The sequence below is a fragment of the Thalassospira sp. SN3W genome, assembly GCF_038070535.1.
In the GTDB taxonomy this organism is placed as follows: Bacteria; Pseudomonadota; Alphaproteobacteria; order Rhodospirillales; family Thalassospiraceae; genus Thalassospira; species Thalassospira xiamenensis.
Genome location: NZ_CP121124.1, coordinates 3902525 through 3921438, shown reverse-complemented (window position 1 = coordinate 3921438; position 18914 = coordinate 3902525). Strand labels below are relative to the sequence as shown.

15 protein-coding genes are annotated in these 18914 nt (G+C 55.0%); 4 read left to right on the top strand and 11 right to left on the bottom strand.

Annotated features, from left to right (window positions below):
* Positions 1-25 precede the first annotated feature (25 nt).
* The 10 genes from P8T57_RS18025 to P8T57_RS17980 form a co-directional block, all read right to left on the bottom strand.
* Positions 26-502: a hypothetical protein gene (locus P8T57_RS18025; protein WP_007089976.1), complete on the bottom strand. Its 477-nt coding sequence runs from the start codon at positions 500-502 to the stop codon at positions 26-28.
* 9 nt (positions 503-511) lie between these two features.
* Positions 512-2617 carry a serine/threonine-protein kinase gene (locus P8T57_RS18020; protein WP_341363910.1) on the bottom strand — a complete coding sequence of 702 codons (2106 nt, stop codon included), beginning with the start codon at positions 2615-2617 and terminating at the stop codon, positions 512-514.
* A 243-nt stretch (positions 2618-2860) separates the two neighbouring features.
* Entirely contained in the window at positions 2861-4156 is a 1296-nt protein-coding gene (locus P8T57_RS18015) for an adenylosuccinate synthase (RefSeq protein ID WP_062949251.1), read from the bottom strand.
* Positions 4157-4192: 36 nt separating this feature from the next.
* Entirely contained in the window at positions 4193-5359 is a 1167-nt protein-coding gene (locus P8T57_RS18010; protein WP_341363909.1) for an ATP phosphoribosyltransferase regulatory subunit, read from the bottom strand.
* A gap of 143 nt (positions 5360-5502) precedes the next feature.
* Entirely contained in the window at positions 5503-6708 is a 1206-nt protein-coding gene (locus tag P8T57_RS18005) for a phosphoserine transaminase (protein WP_114094404.1), read from the bottom strand.
* A 161-nt stretch (positions 6709-6869) separates the two neighbouring features.
* Positions 6870-8741: an SLC13 family permease gene (locus tag P8T57_RS18000; protein ID WP_341363908.1), complete on the bottom strand. Its 1872-nt coding sequence runs from the start codon at positions 8739-8741 to the stop codon at positions 6870-6872.
* Between the two features lie 279 nt (positions 8742-9020).
* Positions 9021-9848, bottom strand: coding sequence for a PhzF family phenazine biosynthesis protein (locus P8T57_RS17995; RefSeq protein WP_341363907.1), 828 nt, complete (start codon positions 9846-9848; stop codon positions 9021-9023).
* Between the two features lie 46 nt (positions 9849-9894).
* A complete protein-coding gene (locus P8T57_RS17990) occupies positions 9895-11328 on the bottom strand; it encodes a pyridoxal-dependent decarboxylase (RefSeq protein WP_341363906.1) in 1434 nt (477 codons plus the stop codon).
* On the bottom strand, positions 11325-12293 hold the full coding sequence (locus P8T57_RS17985; protein ID WP_341363905.1) for a threonine dehydratase: 969 nt from the start codon (positions 12291-12293) through the stop codon (positions 11325-11327). The genes P8T57_RS17990 and P8T57_RS17985 overlap by 4 nt, the downstream gene beginning before the upstream one ends.
* A 116-nt stretch (positions 12294-12409) precedes the next feature.
* Positions 12410-12634, bottom strand: a complete 225-nt coding sequence (locus tag P8T57_RS17980; RefSeq protein WP_076519542.1) for a DUF1127 domain-containing protein — start codon at positions 12632-12634, stop codon at positions 12410-12412.
* Between the two features lie 139 nt (positions 12635-12773).
* On the opposite strand from P8T57_RS17980, the gene P8T57_RS17975 reads away from it, so the two are divergent.
* The 3 genes from P8T57_RS17975 (at position 12774) to P8T57_RS17965 (ending at position 17598) form a co-directional block, all read left to right on the top strand.
* On the top strand, positions 12774-14216 hold the full coding sequence (locus P8T57_RS17975) for a PLP-dependent aminotransferase family protein (RefSeq protein WP_341363904.1): 1443 nt from the start codon (positions 12774-12776) through the stop codon (positions 14214-14216).
* Between the two features lie 337 nt (positions 14217-14553).
* The gene (locus P8T57_RS17970) at positions 14554-16815 is read left to right on the top strand and encodes an ATP-binding protein (protein WP_341363903.1); all 2262 of its coding nucleotides are present in this window, start codon (positions 14554-14556) and stop codon (positions 16813-16815) included.
* Positions 16816-16875: 60 nt separating this feature from the next.
* A complete protein-coding gene (locus P8T57_RS17965; protein WP_341363902.1) occupies positions 16876-17598 on the top strand; it encodes an SPOR domain-containing protein in 723 nt (240 codons plus the stop codon).
* Positions 17599-17637: 39 nt separating this feature from the next.
* Here P8T57_RS17965 and P8T57_RS17960 read toward each other — a convergent pair whose 3' ends face one another.
* Positions 17638-17949 (bottom strand): DUF5818 domain-containing protein, encoded by a 312-nt coding sequence (locus P8T57_RS17960; RefSeq protein WP_007089989.1) that lies wholly within the window; start codon positions 17947-17949, stop codon positions 17638-17640.
* A 149-nt stretch (positions 17950-18098) separates the two neighbouring features.
* Here P8T57_RS17960 and P8T57_RS17955 point away from each other — a divergent pair, with 149 nt between their 5' ends.
* Positions 18099-18785 (top strand): GGDEF domain-containing protein, encoded by a 687-nt coding sequence (locus P8T57_RS17955; protein WP_007089990.1) that lies wholly within the window; start codon positions 18099-18101, stop codon positions 18783-18785.
* Positions 18786-18914: the final 129 nt, after the last annotated feature.

Here is an 18914-nt window from a genome sequence, read left to right as displayed (position 1 = left end):
CGATGGTTTGTGATTCGGTTGCGGATTAACTGCCTGAACGGTCGATTTCCTTGATCAGGCTGTCGCCCCAGGTTTTGATCAAACCACGCTGCCTTTTACGCAATTCAGAAACACGGCGCTGGGCCGAAAGATTAAGCACATTGGCGACAATCGGTGGCATCGCCAGATACAAAAGCCATCCAAGACCGGCCGAGCCATACATGATCGACAGGGCAACGGGTTGGAAAATTTCCTGAGTTGCCACACTGGCCGTCTGCCCGCCCTGCTGCCAGATTTCCATGATATAGGGTGCAACCCCTGAAAAATTCAGACCAAAAATGCAGCGCGACATGGTACGCCCTTGGCTGCGGTCAAACATGAACGCCACCATTGATGGTAACAATCCAACCGCCAGGGTAATGAATGTCGGCAGCGCAACCATGAACAAAAGCACGGCAGAAGCCACCACCGACAAACCGGAAAATGCGCTTTTCTTTTTACGGCCGCCTGATTGTCTCGCCATTCCTGTCCCCTACCACATATGAATCAGAAATAGCGCCGAAACCGTCAGCAGCGCAATCATGGTCGACGCAAAGGCTGCTGCCTGCTGGCCAACTTTTTCTGCCAGTTCAAGTCGTGCGGGGCCTGATGATTCAAGGTCAAAAACCTCGCTTTCTGCTTCGGAATATTCCTCGACCGCGGTGATGAATTCGGTCTGATCCTTCCGGCGTTCCTGCTCGTCATTAATCAGGTTGTACAGTTCGACAAGATTGCCGCGCTTGGCCAGTTTCGGAATTTCGTGTTCAACACGTTCCCGACGTGCCTTGCTGTGAAACACCTTGACTGCGGGTTCCATCAAACGGGCCACCCAGTGCGACAGATTTTGCAGATTATCAGGCCCATGCCGCCATTGCACAAGTGCCAGCATGCTAATGATTGCGCGACTGTATTCGACTTCATCTGAAGGATTTTGCAATGCCAGAAGCTGTGCCTCGACGTCGTCTTCAAGACGGGTTGCGATAAAAGCCGCGATATGACGATCCACCGGCCAGCTATCTTCGGGCAGGTCCGCCGCCGCTTTTTCAAGCGCGGGTAAAAGCTGCGAGATATCTACAACATAATCTTTTTCAATCATCGGGCTCAGGCAATGCTGGTTACGCACAATGGCATAAAGGCAGCGTTCATAGCCATAACCCGCACTTTGCTGCTGGATATAGTATCGCAGGTTTTTATATGCCTGCTGAAGCTTCTGAATTTCCGGGCTGTATCCGACTTGGCGTCCAAACCAGAATGACGGAATATCCCGCACGACGACATCGGAAAAACGCTGTGGCCCGCGACCATGCTGAACATCATAGGACAACATGCTGCCAAGCCCGTCGACCATCGCCGAAAAGCCCTTGAAACGGATCGCGCCAGATGGATCAAGAATGATGATTGATTTGGCGATCAGGATATCTTCCGCCGCTCGCTTGTCTGCGCCAGCCCACTGCAGTTGCCGGATCGCTTCTGCCATATGCTTGGCACGATCATTATCGGCAAGCCCGCGCCGCAACCATATTTCCACGGTCCCGTCGCGCAATGGCGCAAGCGAATTGACCCAGTTCTTGGAAATCCCCTGCGCCAACGACCGCGCGGTATAATAATCCTTGCCTGAAATATTCTGCGAACGTGCCGCACGACGTTCGGTATTGGATTGCACCGGTTTTGCCCGACGCCCGTCGATCCAGGCATGCAACTCGGCAAATCCCCAACGTTCTTGCGGATCATCACACAAAAGCCCCCGCACAGGCTCGATCAGCACAAGCGGCAGTTTTTCGTTCATAACAACTGCTTGGAACGAGCCTTTGGACAATTTTACATCAATGATGTCCTGTTCGCGCAGTTTCTCGAGTGGTGTATGTCCAATGCCAAGGGCGGCAATCGTCATCCCCAAGGCATAAAGATCGTCAAGCACCGAGCCCAAACCGCGACCGGCCGGATCGGCCGTCATACGCGATATGGTTTCGTAAACAAGCGGCTGGTTGAACCCTGCCGGGGCCGAGCAGCAATCTCCAACTACAACCTTTTCAGACATAGGGTCGCCAAAAAACAAGTTATCTGCCCGAATATTGCGATGGGTCATCCCTTTGTCCGCGACGGCCTGCAAGACATTCATCAAGGGTTCGATGACAACCTTGGCAAAGTCGTGCTCATCAATCTTTCGTTGCTTTTCTCCCGGGACAAGAACACGGCCACCTGCCGGTTTTTCATAGAAAAGTACCATTGTATTTCGTTCATACAGCGGCCAGTGAACGATCTCGTAATCCAGAAGATCAATCTGTCCCCCGATATGAACGCCCGTCAAAAACCGCATCAAATCATGGCGCGTCGGAACTGTCGGGTCGGTCACAAGCGCAAAGGCGCCGCCCTCTTCACGGCGCAGGTTATCGGCGGCATAGGCCTTGCAACTGCCCATGTCATATTCGGGCAATCGCAGATCCGAAAACACGCGAAAATTACCGACTTCGACACTGCGCCCGCCAGCACGGGCAGAAGGCTCCCCGTCCCTGACGGCTGGCTCAGGGGCTCTGGAATCCTGTTGCTCCGCTGCGGCAGCCTGTTCGTCAGCGCCGTCGGAAACATCCTGTTTCTGCATTTCCGCTTCTTGTGCCATGAGTCCCGGTTTTTCTTTGTTGGAGGATCCGTGCCCTGTCCCTCCCTATCTGGAAAGCAGTTTCAGCCCGTCCTCTGATCTGCCGAAACGATACTGCCGATAGCAAAACGGAGCAAGCCGTTATCCAAGCGGGGCATAAGGGTATGATCTGCCAAATCATTAGTCTTAAACGGAAAAAGCCACCGGAAAAACCGGTGGCTTTTGCATTTTCATTCATGCACGTGATCACGCACTGAACGGGTCATGAACCAGAATGGTGTCATCACGTTCCGGGCTGGTTGACAGCAACGCCACCGGTGCCTCGATCAATTCTTCGATACGGCGAACATATTTGATCGCAGCCGCCGGAAGATCGGCCCAGCTGCGCGCGCCCATCGTGGTTTCCGACCAGCCTTCAATGGTTTCATAAACCGGTTTGGCTTTGGCCTGAAGACGCTGGTTGGCGGGAAGATGGTCATAGATTTTGCCATCAATGTCATAGCCGGTGCAGATCTTGATTTCCTTGAAACCGTCAAGAACATCAAGCTTGGTCAATGCAATACCGGTAATGCCGTTAACCTTGACCGACTGACGGACAAGGGCCGCATCAAACCAGCCACAACGACGTTTACGCCCGGTGACAACACCAAATTCATGACCGCGTTCACCAAGACGTTCGCCGTCCGCGTCAAACAGTTCGGACGGAAACGGGCCTTCGCCGACACGTGTGGTGTATGCCTTGGTAATCCCCAGAACATAACCGACCCCCGACGGGCCCATGCCAGAACCGGCAGCAGCCTGTCCCGAGACCGTATTGGACGAGGTCACAAACGGATACGTGCCATGATCGATATCAAGCATCGTGCCCTGCGCGCCTTCAAACAGGATACGCTGACCGGCTTCCTTGAACTGGTTAAGCGATTTCCAGACTGTGTCCGAGAACGGCAGGATTTTCGGTGCGATTTCCTTAAGCTGCGCAAGCAGTTCCGCACCGTCGACTTCCGGCTGACCCAGGCCGCGCAAAAGCGCATTATGATGGGTCAGAAGGTTTTCGACCTTGGCTTCAAGAAGTTCGACATCGGCCAGATCGCCAACGCGGATCGCACGGCGACCAACGCGGTCTTCATATGCCGGGCCGATCCCGCGACCGGTGGTACCGATCTTGTTGTTGCCGGTTGCCGCAGCTTCGCGTGCCTTGTCCAGATTGCCGTGCAACGGCAGAATAAGACAGGCATTTTCTGCAACGCGCAGGTTTTCCGGCGTGATTTCAACGCCTTGCCCTTTAAGGCGGTCAATCTCGGTCAGAAGCGCCCACGGATCAACGACAACGCCGTTACCAATAACCGACAGCTTGTTCTTGCGAACAATACCGGACGGCAGAAGGCTAAGCTTATAGGTCGTTCCGTCGATCACCAAAGTATGACCGGCGTTATGACCGCCCTGGAAACGCACAACGACGTCTGCCCGTTCGGACAGCCAGTCGACGATCTTGCCTTTCCCCTCGTCCCCCCATTGGGAACCGATCACGGCAACATTGGTCATCGCAAAACTCCTTGCGCGATAAGAAATGGTTCTGGGTTACGCACCCAGCGGCACGATCTGGCCGCCAAGATAAATGAAACTGCATCCCATGCGGCGTGCTTCCTTGCGCGCCGCATCTTCTGTTTTGGCTTCGGCCGCACCTTCAAGTGCCGCCACAGTATAATGGCCGTCTTTGCGCAATTGGCGCGCTTCGCGCTGTGGCGTGCCTAACGGCAAATAAACCCGTTCAACCGGCTTTACATCGGCAAGGCCGCGCAAAATCGTATCCATGAAAAGCGACATGCCGGTTGCGGCCTCGCCGCCCGAACCACCCGCACGATAACGACCGCCACGACCCAATTCACCGCGAACATGCTTGGCAAACAGGGTAAAGCTGACACCGGTCTGATAACGGAAACCCGCCATTTCAACCGGATCAATGGTCAAGGCCGCATCAAGATCGGATGCCAGGATGCGCTCGGCAACTTCGATCAGACGATGCAATTCTTCGGACGCACCCAACGGCAGTTCAAGCTTTTTAAGCTTCGGCAATGCTGCCTGTGCCGGACCGGCGGCTTCAAGCAGGGCCACCAGCACATCGGTCACATTGCCACTAACAGCTTTGACCGCCGCGACGTCGCGGTGTTCAAGGGCCCCGATCAGCGTTTCGCGATCATCGGCTGCAACACCGAAGGCATCAAACAGACGGACCGGCAAGGTCGGCAAATTCAGATCAACGGAAACATCCGGCAAACCGACATGTTCCAACGCCTCAAGCGCCAGCAACACGATCTCGGTATCTGCTGCGGCGCTGGATACACCAATCAACTCCGCCCCGACCTGGGCAAACTGACGTTCCGGGCGCAACTGTGTGCCCTTGATCCGCAATACATCGCCGGAATAGGAAAGACGCAACGGACGCGGCGCATCGCCAAGGCGGGTTGCCGCAATACGGCCAACCTGCGGGGTCATGTCGGAACGAACACCCATCATCCGGTGCGACACCGGGTCCATCAGGCGGAAAGTCTGGGTGGCTAGTTCCGGCGCTGCACCCTCCAGAAGGCTCTCTTCGAATTCGACCAGCGGCGTCTTGACCCGGTCGTAGCCCGCATGTGCGAAACTGCTCATCAGCTTTTCACGGATGTCAGCTTCCCGTGCAGCGATTCCAGGCAGAACATCCTGAAGGCCGGCGGGCAAAAGAGCTTTCCTGGCAAGTTCGGTCATTATGTGTGCTTTCCGGACAAGGCGCGCAAAATCGGTTCAGGTCGTGCCTGATCTATATATCCGGTAGCGGTTACTAACGCTTTGTTCCGGACAGGGCAACGGGAAAACCCCCGAAGACGCAAATAATACTTACGAATTACCGATCATCCAGCCTGAATTTCAGCTTTGACCGTCGCATATGCCCAATCAAGCCATGGCAGCAACGCCTTGACATCACTGGGTTCCACCGTCGCCCCACCCCAAATCCGCAAGCCCGGAGGCGCATCGCGATAGCCATTGATATCCATTGCGATTTCTTCGGCCTCAAGGATCTGCGAAATGCGTTTGGGCAATGCTGCCTGCTTTTCCGATGGCAATGATAACGCCCATGGATCGACAATCTTGATGCACATTGATGTATTGGACGCCGTTTCCGGCTTTTCCGACAAATCAGCCGCCCAATCACTTTTGGCAAGCCATTCATCAAGATGGGCGCGATTCTGACGGGTGCGTTTCAGCAAACCGTCAAGACCGCCGATATCTTCGGCCCATTTCAGGGCGTCAATGGCATCCTCAACCACCAGCATCGATGGGGTATTGATCGTTTCCCCACGGAAAATGCCATCGATCAGCTTGCCGCCCTTGGTCATGCGGAAGATTTTCGGCATCGGCCAAGCCGGATTATGGCTTTCAAGGCGTTCAACGGCACGCGGGCTCAGAATAATGATGCCATGACCACCCTCGCCGCCCAGAACTTTCTGCCAGCTATAGGTCACAACGTCGAGCTTGTCCCAAGGCAGTTCCATGGCAAAAATCGCCGAGGTCGCATCGCAAACTGTCAAACCCTTGCGGTCCGATGCGATCCAGTCGCCATTTGGCACCCGCACACCGGCTGTCGTGCCGTTCCAGGTAAAGACAACGTCCCGGTCGAAATCAACCGCACCAAGATCGGGCAACTTGCCATAATCGGCTTCCATGACCCGAACATCAGGCAGGTTTAGCTGTTTTAAAACATCGGTTACCCAAAGCGACCCGAAGCTTTCCCATGCCAGCATATCAACGCCGCGTGGCCCCAAAAGTGACCACAACGCCATTTCCACCGCACCGGTATCGGACGCCGGAACAACCCCAAGCAGATAATCATCAGGCAGGTTCAGGATCGCACGCGAACGATCAATGACCTCTTCCATGCGTTCCTTGCCGAATTTGGAACGATGTGACCGGCCAAGAACACGGGTATCAAGCGCATCTGCCGACCAGCCCGGACGTTTTTTGCACGGGCCCGACGAAAAATTCGGGCTTGCGGGGCGCTGGTTTGGTTTGGCAAAGGCATCAGTGGAATTGGCGGTTACATTGGCATTCTGGGCCATCGGCATATTCCTGAGATAATCGAACGGTGCAGGCGCACTATTCTGCGTCAAAATCGGAGCCCGATCCTATTGCGGCACGCCCAAAAGTCAAACGCCTTTGGCGCATTATAACTGCACGCATTTGCATGACAGATCAGCCAATCGCGCACAGGCATTTCAGATCAGAACGGAATGTCGTAATACCAAGGCGCGAACAGACTGAACGCCAGCCACAGAATGATGATCAACGGCGTCCCGGCGCGCAGGAAATCGACAAATCGATAGTGCCCTGGCCCCATCACCAGAAGGTTGGTCTGATACCCCACCGGCGATGCAAATGAACAGTTGGCTGCCATCACCACCGCAATGGCAAAGATATGCGGCTCAACCCCAAGATTCTGGGCCATGCCAATCCCGATTGGCGTGAACAGAACAGCACAGGCATTGTTCGACAGAACATTGGTAAACACCGCCACGATCAGGAAAAACAGCGACAAAATCACCGGTGCTGGTGCCCCGCGCGTTGCCGCAAGCAACTGATCGGCCACAAATTCCGCCCCGCCGGTCAGTTGCAAGGCATTGCCAAGGGCAAGGGCAGCCGCCACCAGCAGCACGATCTTCCGGTCAATCGCGCGCGCTGCCTGACGCAGGTTAAGCGCACCAGATGCAATCATAAGCGCCGCACCGATAAAGCTTGAAACCATGATCGGCACCAGACCGGTCGCCGCCACAGCAATCACACCAAGGAAAATGGCCGCGGCACGACGGGCATGGAACGGGCGCGGCAAGGTACGGGTCGACCATTCCAGCAAAACCACATCACGAATGGTACGAAGGGCTTCAACATCCTCGGACCGCCCCTGGACCAGAAGAACGTCACCGGCTTCAAGGCGGATTTCGGTCATCTGCGTGCGGATCATGCGCGAACGGCGCTGAATGCCAAGGACAAGGCATTTGTACTGATAGCGGAAACCGATCTGTTCAAGGTTAAAACCGATCAGACGCGATCCTGGCGGCAGCATGACCTCGGCCAGAAGCTGGGTCGATTTTTGTGGGATTTCTTCACCGCCTTCATGGACGGCCGCGGCTTCCGCATGCAGAAGGCCCGGATCTTTTTGCAGCGCCTCGGTCAGGGCCTTGCGCGTGGCTGCAACGACAAGAACGTCACCTGCCTGAATTTCCATATCTTCGTCAAACGGCGGCAGATCGGCATGTTCGCGCCGGACAATCATTTGGATCGTAATATTGGGCAGGTCTTTAAAGAACCCGGCCACAGGACGGGTACCGATCATCTGAGACGCCGGGCCGACCGTGATCTGGGCGATGAATTGTTTGCCGCTGCTATCAGGGTTGGCAAGCTTGCTGCGCATCGATGCCAGCGCGGGCAAAAGGCGGGGCGCGACGAACAGCACATAGACAAAGCCCACCAGCGCCAGCACACTGCCAATCACCGTGAATTCAAAAAACTCGAGTGCCGGCATGCCAAGTTCGATCAACGAGCTTGATACCAGAAGGTTGGTCGAAGACCCGATCAGGGTCGTCATGCCGCCCAGAATGGCGACGTAAGACAACGGGATCATCAATGCACTGGGCGAACGCTGAATACGCTCCGACAGCGCCTGAATGATTGGTATGAAGATAACAACGACCGGGGTGTTGTTCAGGAATGCCGACATAAGCATCACGACAAACAAGCCGACAAAAATCGCCATCGAGGCATTCTTGCCGCCATGTTCGGTAATCAGACCAGCGATATAACTGACCCCGCCGGTCAGCACCATGCCCTGCCCGACGACCAACAATGAAAGCACAGTCAGCAACGCCGGGTTGGCAAACCCAGACATCAGCGCGCCCGCATCAAGCAGATTGTTGCCATCGGCATCAGGCAACGGGAAGAAATTGAAGAACAGCAGCAAAGTGCCAATCAGCGCCATGCTGGTCAGCTCAAGCGATATGCGCTCCAGCCCATACAGGACCAGCGATCCGACGACCAGCGCCAGAACCACCCACATCTGCAATGGCGTCGCAGAACTGGCGACAACACTATCGATCACGATCTATCTTCCCCTGCAACAGCGCTTCTATACGGGGTTGTGGCAGGCCATTCAAAACGCCCGTCCATTCCCCGAAAGTCGTATTTTGCCCTTACTTAGACGAAAGCCCCCGCAAGAGGTCAATAAAAATCAAACGTCGGATCACGGCCTTGCGCGATAGTGGGTAGACCGCGCAACCCTGCCAGATCACCAAAACCCGGTATTTTGCCATAAAAATGGCGGACAGTGTTGTGCCCTGCCCGCCATTGCAACGATCGCTTTTCGACAGTCTGTCCGACGTCAATCAGGCAGATAAATCTCACCCTTAAGATACAAAAGCGCATTGCCCTTCAGATGGACGCGTTCCCCATCAATCGTACAATCAACGATCCCGCCACGCTTGGACGCCTGATACCCGACAACATTGGATTTACCGCTATGTTCCGCCCAATATGGCGAAACAACACAATGCATATAGCCGGTTACAGGGTCTTCATCGATGCCAAGGGCGGGCAGGAAATATCGCGATACCATATCAATGCCCGGCTGATCACCTGGTGCGGTAACGATTACGCCGCGTTCGGCAAGTTTCCCCAATGCCGACATATCCGGTTTCATGTTCCGCACCACCGATGCATCGTCATAAACCACGACAAAATCGGTATCCCGGCTGGTAACACGGAAAGTCCCCCGCGGGGCTGTGTCGGATATGGCGGCAAGAACGTGCGCAGGAACATCGTCAGGGGCAATCGATTGCTTGGGGAAATTAAGTACAATCGCATCACCATCACGGCGCGCGGTCAGAATGCCGCTGGCACTGTGCAGGCGGATCAAATCGCCCTTGAAGCCCAGCATATTGAAAATGACAAACGCACTCGCCAGCGTCGCGTGACCACAAAGCGGCACTTCGACCATTGGCGTGAACCATCGGATATGAAAATCAGCCCCGTCATTCTTTGCCGGATCAAGCTTCACCACGAAAGCCGTTTCCGACAGATTGTTTTCCATCGCAATATTTTGCATGACCACCTCGGGCAACCAGCCATCAAGTGGCACGACTGCCGCCGGATTACCGGCAAACATCCGGTTGGTAAAGGCATCAATCTGGTAAATCGGAAGCGTTTTCATTCGTCTTTTATCCTGAATGGTCTTTGATACTTGGAAAACAGCGCCTTTACAGCACACTGTCAATCGCATCCTTGACGATTTGCAAATCGTGATCGCGCATGCGCCAGTTGCTAAACGCCGCCCGGAACCCGAACCGTCCACCATAGATCGTTGGCGTCATGAACAGTTTCCCAGTCGCATTGATACGCGACAGCAAGGCACGATTATCATCATCGCTGCCCGGGCCGGTAAACATGGTCACGTTAAGTTTGGGATCGGCCAGCAATTCAAGCCGGTCATGACCACGCACCCATTGCGCCAGATCAACTGCCTGATCGCAGTTCGCCCGAACAATCCCGGCAAAACCGTCACGTCCATAGGCCACCATCGCCAGCCAAAGCGGCAAAGCCCGGAACCGGCGGGAATTTTCCACCCCGCGATTGATATACATATTTCCAACCGCATCCGTCTGCAAATACGGCGCAAACGCCCGGCAGCAGGTTTCAAGCACACTGATATGCCGGGTCAGGAAAATCCCGCAATCATACGGAACATTCAGCCATTTATGACCATCTGAGGTGATAGAGTCTGCCCGGTCAAGTCCTGCTAGCAGATGGGCGCGCCGATCATCAAGGGCGGCAAACATGCCAAACGCCGCATCGACATGCAGCCACGCCCCATAAGCCGCACACAAATCGGCAATCGCGATCAGATCATCGAAATCAGTCGCATTCACCGTGCCCGCAGACGCGATAACCAGCTTGGCCTTGGCCGTGCTGGCCGCAAGTCGGTTTTTAAGATCGGCAACATCAGTTGCCTCGGTCCCCGGTCGGGTTGCAACCTTGTTAAAGCTATTGCGACCAATCCCGGTGACGGACAAATCCTTGATCATGCTGGCATGCGGGCTTGCGGCAAATATTTCAAAACCTGGCAGAACACCCGCCCCGTCGGCGTCAACATCAACGCCGATCTGCTGACCGCACCATTGGCGCCCGGCAACAAGCCCCAAAAGGTTCGATACGGTCGCACCCGTTGTCAGCACACCGTCAAAACGCCCGTGGGGTAGCCCGGCCATCTCGCAAATCCAGTTGATCACCTGTTCTTCGACTGCTGCCGTAACGCTGCCCTCGGGGCCGGTTGCGTTCTGATCGATTGCGCCTGTCAACCAATCACCGGCAAGGGCGGCCGGTGTCGTGCCGCCGGTCACAAAACCAAGATAACGGGGACCGATTGATGCGGCGAGCAGCGGCAGAATTTCCTCCTTCGCTGCCCGCAGCGCATCAAGCGTACCGCGACCCTGCCCCGGCATCGGGCGCGAGGGATCAAAGGCAGAAAAGTCGCGGCAGGTCACATCCATGTCGTCAGCACCCTGAACAAAGTCGCGTGCCATATCGCTGGTTGCTGCCAGGATCTGGTCAAGCTGTTCAAGATCATCAAACATCAGATGACGCGCCGTCGTCGCAGTGGGGCTGCTGTCGGCACGATTTAACGGGCGGCTCATTGGGTATCTCCGTTCAGGATACGGGCATAGTCGGTCCGGTCGATATTCGCACCACTCAGAATGACGGCAGTCTTCTTTCCGATATTGCGTTCGTGATCTGCAATCGCCGCGGCAAGTGATACCGCCCCCGCACCCTCGGCAAGGGTGTGGCAGGAACTGAAATAAAGGCGCATGGCCTCGCGGATTTGATCATCACTTACCGCAACAATATCTGACGCGCCGTCTTTGATGATTGCGAACGCTGCCGGATCAGGACTGCGACAGGCAACGCCATCTGCAAACGTATTCGCGGTTGGTGTTGTGATCACCTTGCCCGCCCGGAAGGATTGCAGCACGGCATCTGCCCCCGTCGCGACAACACCGATAATGTCGGTATCAAGGCCCAGAGCATCGCGCACTGTAATCAACGAACAAATACCTGACCCCATGCCAATCGGCACGTAAATCCGGTCAAGCTTTCTGACCGCATCAAACAGTTCCAGCCCGTATGATGCAACGCCGCGCACCAGTTCCGGGTGAAAGGGCGGCACCATCACCAAATCTTCGGCAGCGGCATATTGGCCTGCATATTCCGCAGCATCCTGAAAATCGTCGCCATGCTCGATGACCTCGGCACCCCAAGCCCGCATCGCTGCGTTCTTTTCAACCGAGTTGCCGCGCGGAACAATAATGGTTGCCGAAAGGCCCGACTGACTGGCGGCATGTGCCAGACTTTGGCCGTGATTGCCACGCGTGGCACTTATGATGCCCCGCGATACTCCGATGGAGTTTTTCAGATAACGACAAAATGTCAGCCCACCACGAATTTTGAATGCACCAAGGCGGGTATGGTTTTCATGCTTCACATACAGGGACAATCCAGTCGCCCGATCCAGCAACGGCCAGCGTATTGTCGGCGTCGAAGCCACATATTGGTGGACATAAGACGCAGCTTCGCGAAGCTCCTTTTCGGTAAACAGCGACATTGTCACCCTTTCGGATAGTTCATCAGTACAATTGAATGATATTCATCGGGACAATTTCAGACAGGGTTCGAACGGAGGCACGAGGGAGCGTGAACCTCCGTTCGGCGCAACATAATCTAGTTGCGCGGGGGGAACCCTGTCCAAAACGGCTTTGACAATTCGTGATCCAGATCGGATCGCGTCATTCCGATATCCTTCAGAAGGTGATCATCAAGCTTTTCCAACATTCTGCGGTCGCGTGCGTGTTCCTGCCAGGCGCGAAGATATTCGACGACGAAGACAGCGATGCCGGCAACAGCAGAACGCCAGTCAGTCGCCTTGACAGCGCCTTTGGTGTTCATCTGTACGTTTCCTTTGATATTGAGTTCGGAAACCCGGATTGTATCGTTACAATTCACCATCACTTCCTCCTATCGATTAATTGTACCGATTTTGTTTTGTCATTGACATTGACATTGTGTCAATTTAAACATTGTCACCATGACAATATGGTTTCCAAACATCGAAGGCGGCAGCGGCCCTGTTTATCGACGGATCGCACACGCCATCCGCAGCGCGGTTGATGACGGGTCACTCAAACCCGGCGACCGTCTTCCCACCCATCGCGACCTTGCCTATCACCTGGGCGTTACGGTCGGCACGATTACGCGGTCCTACCGCGAGGCGGAAAGACTGGGGCTTGTTGCTGGCGAAGTCGGACGCGGCACATATGTGCTGGGCAGTTTGCAAAGCGAACTGGATATGGCGGCGACGGTTCCCGCACCGGGACACTTCAGTAACAATATCGGGAAAATGGCCCGCGAAACGGCAAATGATGATGACGAGGATATCGGGCCGGTCAATTTCCGCATGAATTGCCCCCTCCCCCCGCGCGAAGACCATATTCGCAATGTCCTGATTGATGTCGCCAAATGTACCCCTCTGGATGACATGATCACCTACAAGTCGGAATATGGCATGCCGGGCCACCGGCGCGCCCTTGCCTCAATGGCCGGTGCACTCGGACTGGATGACAATCCGGAACGTGTTCTGCCAACCGCAGGCGTTCAGCACGGCATGACGGTTTCATTGCTGGCAACCGTACGACCAGGCGATCTGGTCCTGTGCGAGGAACTGACCTATCCGAACCTGCGCAGCCTTGCAAATCTGCTGCAATTCCGTCTGCGTGGTGTTGCCATGGACGACGAAGGCATCATTCCGGATGTTCTTGAAACCCTTTGCCGGACACAAAGCCCGCGCGCCATTTATTTGATGCCAACCCTGCACAATCCGCTGTGCTGCACCATGAGCCAACAGCGACGCATGGAAATCGCTGAAATTCTGCGCAAATATGATCTGCTTTTGATCGAGGATGGCATCTATCACTTCCTCAATCCCGATGCGCCACCGCCGCTCTCATGCTTTGCGCCGGAACGCAGCATCTATCTGGACGGGGTCTCAAAAAGCATCGGCGGCGGTCTTCGCGTCGGTTATATCCACGCCCCAAGCGAAATGATCGCCAAACTCGCAAGCGCCATTCGATCAACCTGCTGGATGGTATCGGCCATCAATCTGGAACTTGTTTCACGCCTGATCGAAGATGGCAGCCTCAAACGATATGAAGCCTGGCACCGTGAAGAAGCCGCAAGACGACTTTCGATCATTCTGGGCACGCTTAAAGGCTACAATGTCCGGTTCCACCCAACCAACTATCATATCTGGCTTGATCTGCCCGACCATATCGATCCGGGTGAACTGGTCATGAATGCGGCCAATAACGGTGTGCTTCTGACCGCGGCACAGCAGTTTTCGGTCGGGCATCCACAACGCGGGCTAAGGCTTTGTTTCGGGGCAGAAAAATCGACCGAACGTCTGCGTCAGGGCGTTCAGATTGTCGAACGCCTGCTGCAAACCAGCGAGTTTGGCAATACGGTCGTGATGTAAACCGTTTTTTGTCCATGACTGAAACGCCTTTTGGTTGCGGTTTGATAATAGCTGCACGAGGCATTACACCATCGCATCATCAATTCCCGGGACGCCCATATCGCAAAATCGACAAGCTGCTCTTGACCGTCCTATCGCGTTGCTTCCAAGATAAGATTTCGTGATCGGCGTCCTTGCCTGATCACATCCTTCTTGGGCAGCAGAAAGACAGCAAATGCCAGTTTCCCGCCTCGACGCTGATGATTGTGGCTTCCCCCACTTCCGGATTCGCAGCCCACACAAAGACCAGTCTCCTGAAATTTTTGCTTTTTCATCGCATTACCGAGCAGCAGAGGCATTGAAGTTCGGTCTTTCAATGTCCGAGCCGGGCTTCAACATCTTTGTTCTGGGCCTTGATCGCGCTGGTCGTATGACCGCAACCCTCGAATATCTAAAAAAGTCGATGGAAGAACGCCCAGCACCACAGGACTGGGTATATCTGAACAACTTTTCCCGCACCAATCGCCCGCGCCCTTATGCCCTTCCCGCGGGTGAAGGCCGCAAACTGGCCGATGCGATGGAAACGCTGGTATCGCACCTGCGCGAGGCATTTGCATCCGCATTCAACGCGCCAGCCCACCTGACCGAAACCCAGACCCAGACGGAAGAAGCGCGTGCACAACTGCGCGAAAAATTCGACGCCTTGCGCGAATATGCCCGCGAACGCGGTCTGGATGTTCAGGAAAACGAAAAAGGCGTGATGATCGTCGCCCTGAACGAGGAAGGCGAGCCCGTTTCGCTTGACGAAATCCCCAAAGAGCGCCGCGCCGAAGCCGAAGATGCATTTGAAGAAGTCGCCGAAGAAGCCCGCAAGACGCTGCTTTCGACCCGCGATCTCGAAGAACAGATTTCCGATACGCTTGATGCGCTTCGCCGCGGGGCCGCAAAGGTCGTTCTGAAGCCGCGCATTCGCAAAATCCGCGACAAATTCACCGCACCGGGAATGAAGGCGTGGTTCGAAGCACTTGAAAAAGACATTCTGGATAATATCGACGCGTTCGAAGAAGCCAGCGACCAGCCCGCCATCGACAGCGGCGATGGCAAAATGCCCGAAACCGTCGATGACCGTTATGCGGTCAATCTTCTGATCGACCATTCGCGCGACAAGCATCCTGATGTCGTTCTGGAACCAAGCCCAAGCTATGATAATCTGTTCGGCCAAATCCAGTACCGCCCGGTAGCAGGTGGCATGCACCCGCATTTCAGCCTGATCAAGCCAGGTGCCCTGCATCGCGCCAATGGCGGCGTTCTGGTTTTACGCGCGGAATCGCTGGTCGAACACGAAGACAGCTGGGCGTTCCTGAAAGCAGCCCTTCGTGATGGCGAAATCCGGATCGAGGAAACCCATAAATCCGGCCCGCCAACTGCCGGTGCACCGGAGCCGCGCCCCATCCCGCTTGACGTCAAGGTCGTGATCGTCGGCGCACCGAAATATTACTATACTTTCTTCTCGCTGGATGTTGATTTTCGCAACCATTTCCGGGTGAAGGCCGACATCGATGCCGACATGCCCGCCGCAGGTCGTAACATTTCGATCTATACCGGGTTACTGCGTGATTCTGCATTGTCACGTACCGGCATCCCGCTTGATAACGGGGCCATCCGCCAATTGCTGGGTCAGGCGGCCCGCTGGGCCGGGGAACGTGACAAACTGACCGCGCAGATCGAGCGGGTCGAGGATGTAGCCATCGAAGCCGGCGCACTGGCCAAAACCGACAAACGCAGCAGCATCCGGGCGGCCGATGTCAGACGCGCCATCGAAGAACGCCGTCATCGCAACAGCCGACTTGAAGACCGGTCCCATGAACGGGTTCAGCGTCGCGAAATCCTGATCGACAGCTATGGTGCGGTTGTCGGGCAAGTTAACGCGCTGACCGTTCTCGATTATGGCGATCACGCATTTGGTTTGCCTGCACGCGTATCGGCACGCTCCTATGTCGGCAGCCTCGGCGTTTTGAACATCGAACGCATGGTCGATATGTCTGGCCCATTGCAGCAGAAATCGGTCATGACAATCGAAGGGTTCCTTAAATCCCGCTTTGCACAGGAATTCCCCCTATCCTTTGCCTGTAACGTGACGTTCGAACAGAACTATGGCGGGATAGAAGGTGATTCGGCATCCATGGCCGAACTTTGCGCGATCATTTCGTCAATTTCCAACATCCCGATGCGCCAGAATATCGGTGTAACAGGATCAATGAACCAGTTCGGGCAGGCACAGCCAGTCGGGGGCATTTCGCACAAGATCGAAGGATTTTATCGCATTTGTGCCGATCAGGGCTTTACCGGCGATCAGGGTGTGATCATCCCGCTGGCCAATGCGGAAAATGTTGTTCTGCGCGAGGAAGTTGTTCAGGCAATTCGTCAGGGCAAGTTCAACATCTGGACGGTGGAACACATCAATGACGCCATCGAATTGCTCAGCGGCAAGCCATGTGGCGATCATCCCGAAGGCCAGTACACCGCCAACAGCGTTTATGGCAAGGCAATGGAACGGCTGCACCAGAATGACCGCATCCTGCGCGAACGCCACGCCTTCCCGGCATGGTCGGAACAATAAATGATACCGGCGGCGAAATCCCCTGTTCGCGTTCGATACGGATCCAAACTGGCCAGTATCGTGACAGGATGCATTGCCGCCGGTCTTTTTCTGACCATGGGCCCGGGTCAGGTCGCGGCACAAAATATCGAGACAGCACATCCCGCAAGCAAAGAAATGAAATCCGGTCTGGATGCCATACCGACCGATCTACCCGTTCACACCAGCAGCCCGTCGCCGGTCAATCAACCTTTCAGCCTTCTGCCCGGCACCATCCGAAGCGACCCCGTTTTACTTGAAGACACAGATCGGCCAAGCCTTGCCGAGCAATATCGAATGGAAAAACAGGGTATCAAACGCGCGCCATCGCGAGCCGCAGGTGCAAAACGCACAATCATGGAAAAACCTGCGCCAGCACTCATCGCCCAGCCAAAATCTGCATCTGCATCCGCGAACACACAGCATATGACAATATCGCCTTTAATCCCCGAAACCGGTGCGTCACAGGCATCAACATCGACAGCGACAAGTGTCTCCCCCGCCGGAACCGACGGCGCATTTGCGATCCAGCTTGGTGCGTTTCGCGACACGATCAGTGCCCAAACCTATTGGGCAAGTTTCATGATCCGGTATCCCGATCTGGCACAATCCCACCCCCGCAACCTTTCAACCGCAGACCTCGGAACCAAGGGGACGTTTCATCGGCTGCGCCTTGGCGGGTTTGCCGATATTGCCAGCGCTGAAAAACAATGCCGCCAGCTTTTGGCTGACGGCACGGATTGCTTTGCAACGCATGATCAATAAAGTCGCATTCACGTTGCGTGAATGCGACCGGAAACGGTCCTATTTGGCATCACCGCCCAGCAAGACAATCTTGTCAACGATCAGGGTTTCGGCCTCGGTGCAGGTCGTCATCAACGCGCCATGGCCGGTCACCCGAACCTTGTCACCAGGACGGAAATTGCTTGCCTTGTTTGCCAGCGCATAAAGGGTTCCGTCATCCGCACGAAACGTGACGCATTCCCGGCCATTATCGGTAATTTCCCCGGTCAGGGTCATGTTTTCTTTCTGAAATGCCGAACATGCCGACATCAACATTCCCGCAGCCAGGATCGCAGCAAACTTGCCAGACACGGCGCCAATTCCGGTTTTCATTATCGTTCTCCTGTGCTCGTGCGGTTTCCTGCCGTCACAAAACCTTACGTTCTTCGTTAATGATGTTGTAACGCACTGGACTTTAAAAAGGATACTGTCAAACGTTTTACGCGTTTCAGTTTGCATTGTCATTGATAACAAGATCAAAGATGAACAACTCGCATCTAGAGCTTCTGAAAAAACTGGCTGACGAGTTTCAACCGCGAACGGATGTTAACACCCGTGCCACAGTTGAAGCCGAAAGCACGGATGCATTTGCGACACTTGTTGATCTTGCACGCGACATGCAAAACCGTCTCGACCAGCAGCAGAACCGCATCCGACAGCTTGAACAAATGGTCGAAACCGACGAGTTGACAGGTCTCTATAACCGTCGCGGTTTCCTGCGTCGTGTTCGCGAAACCATGGCACGTGCCGCCCGTCACCCGGAAAACGGCATTCTGGTCATTGCCGATCTTGACGGCTTCAAATTGATCAATGATCACCATGGCCATGCCGCTGGCGATGCCATCCTGCGCCATTTCGGCCAAAACCTTCGCACACATACACGCGCTGATGATTTTGTCGCCCGCTTTGGTGGTGACGAATTTGCCATACTGCTGGTCGGCAGCATTCCCGAAGTCGCAGAACGTCGGATAAGTGACCTTGAAAAAGCAACATCGCGCTTCCCGCTAATTTGGCAGGGAGCAGCCCTTCCGATCCGAGCCAGCTTCGGCTTTACCGTCTATAATGGCAAAAGCGATATCACACAGCTTTTGCAGCAGGCAGATGACGCAATGTATGCCAACAAACACGCAAAACGCCCCCATTCCGAAAGCAGCCACAACGCCGCCTGACAGTGACTGCGATGTCAGTATTGTCGTTTGAAATACGGTTCCCGTCTGCGTCACGTGACACAAACCAGCCCTGTGTAATCACAATGCCCGGTATCCACCGGCTTTTTTTTGTTTATTAAGTCCTTTTCC

What these genes read in the sequence shown, in the direction of transcription:
- P8T57_RS18025 (WP_007089976.1), bottom strand. Translation starts at nt 502, where the DNA reads ATGGCGAGACAATCAGGCGGCCGTAAAAAGAAAAGCGCATTTTCCGGT.
- P8T57_RS18020 (WP_341363910.1), bottom strand. Translation starts at nt 2,617, where the DNA reads ATGCAGAAACAGGATGTTTCCGACGGCGCTGACGAACAGGCTGCCGCA.
- P8T57_RS18015 (WP_062949251.1), bottom strand. Translation starts at nt 4,156, where the DNA reads ATGACCAATGTTGCCGTGATCGGTTCCCAATGGGGGGACGAGGGGAAA.
- P8T57_RS18010 (WP_341363909.1), bottom strand. Translation starts at nt 5,359, where the DNA reads ATGACCGAACTTGCCAGGAAAGCTCTTTTGCCCGCCGGCCTTCAGGAT.
- P8T57_RS18005 (WP_114094404.1), bottom strand. Translation starts at nt 6,708, where the DNA reads ATGGCCCAGAATGCCAATGTAACCGCCAATTCCACTGATGCCTTTGCC.
- P8T57_RS17995 (WP_341363907.1), bottom strand. Translation starts at nt 9,848, where the DNA reads ATGAAAACGCTTCCGATTTACCAGATTGATGCCTTTACCAACCGGATG.
- P8T57_RS17990 (WP_341363906.1), bottom strand. Translation starts at nt 11,328, where the DNA reads ATGAGCCGCCCGTTAAATCGTGCCGACAGCAGCCCCACTGCGACGACG.
- P8T57_RS17985 (WP_341363905.1), bottom strand. Translation starts at nt 12,293, where the DNA reads ATGTCGCTGTTTACCGAAAAGGAGCTTCGCGAAGCTGCGTCTTATGTC.
- P8T57_RS17980 (WP_076519542.1), bottom strand. Translation starts at nt 12,634, where the DNA reads ATGAACACCAAAGGCGCTGTCAAGGCGACTGACTGGCGTTCTGCTGTT.
- P8T57_RS17975 (WP_341363904.1), top strand. Translation starts at nt 12,774, where the DNA reads ATGACAATATGGTTTCCAAACATCGAAGGCGGCAGCGGCCCTGTTTAT.
- P8T57_RS17960 (WP_007089989.1), bottom strand. Translation starts at nt 17,949, where the DNA reads ATGAAAACCGGAATTGGCGCCGTGTCTGGCAAGTTTGCTGCGATCCTG.
- P8T57_RS17955 (WP_007089990.1), top strand. Translation starts at nt 18,099, where the DNA reads ATGAACAACTCGCATCTAGAGCTTCTGAAAAAACTGGCTGACGAGTTT.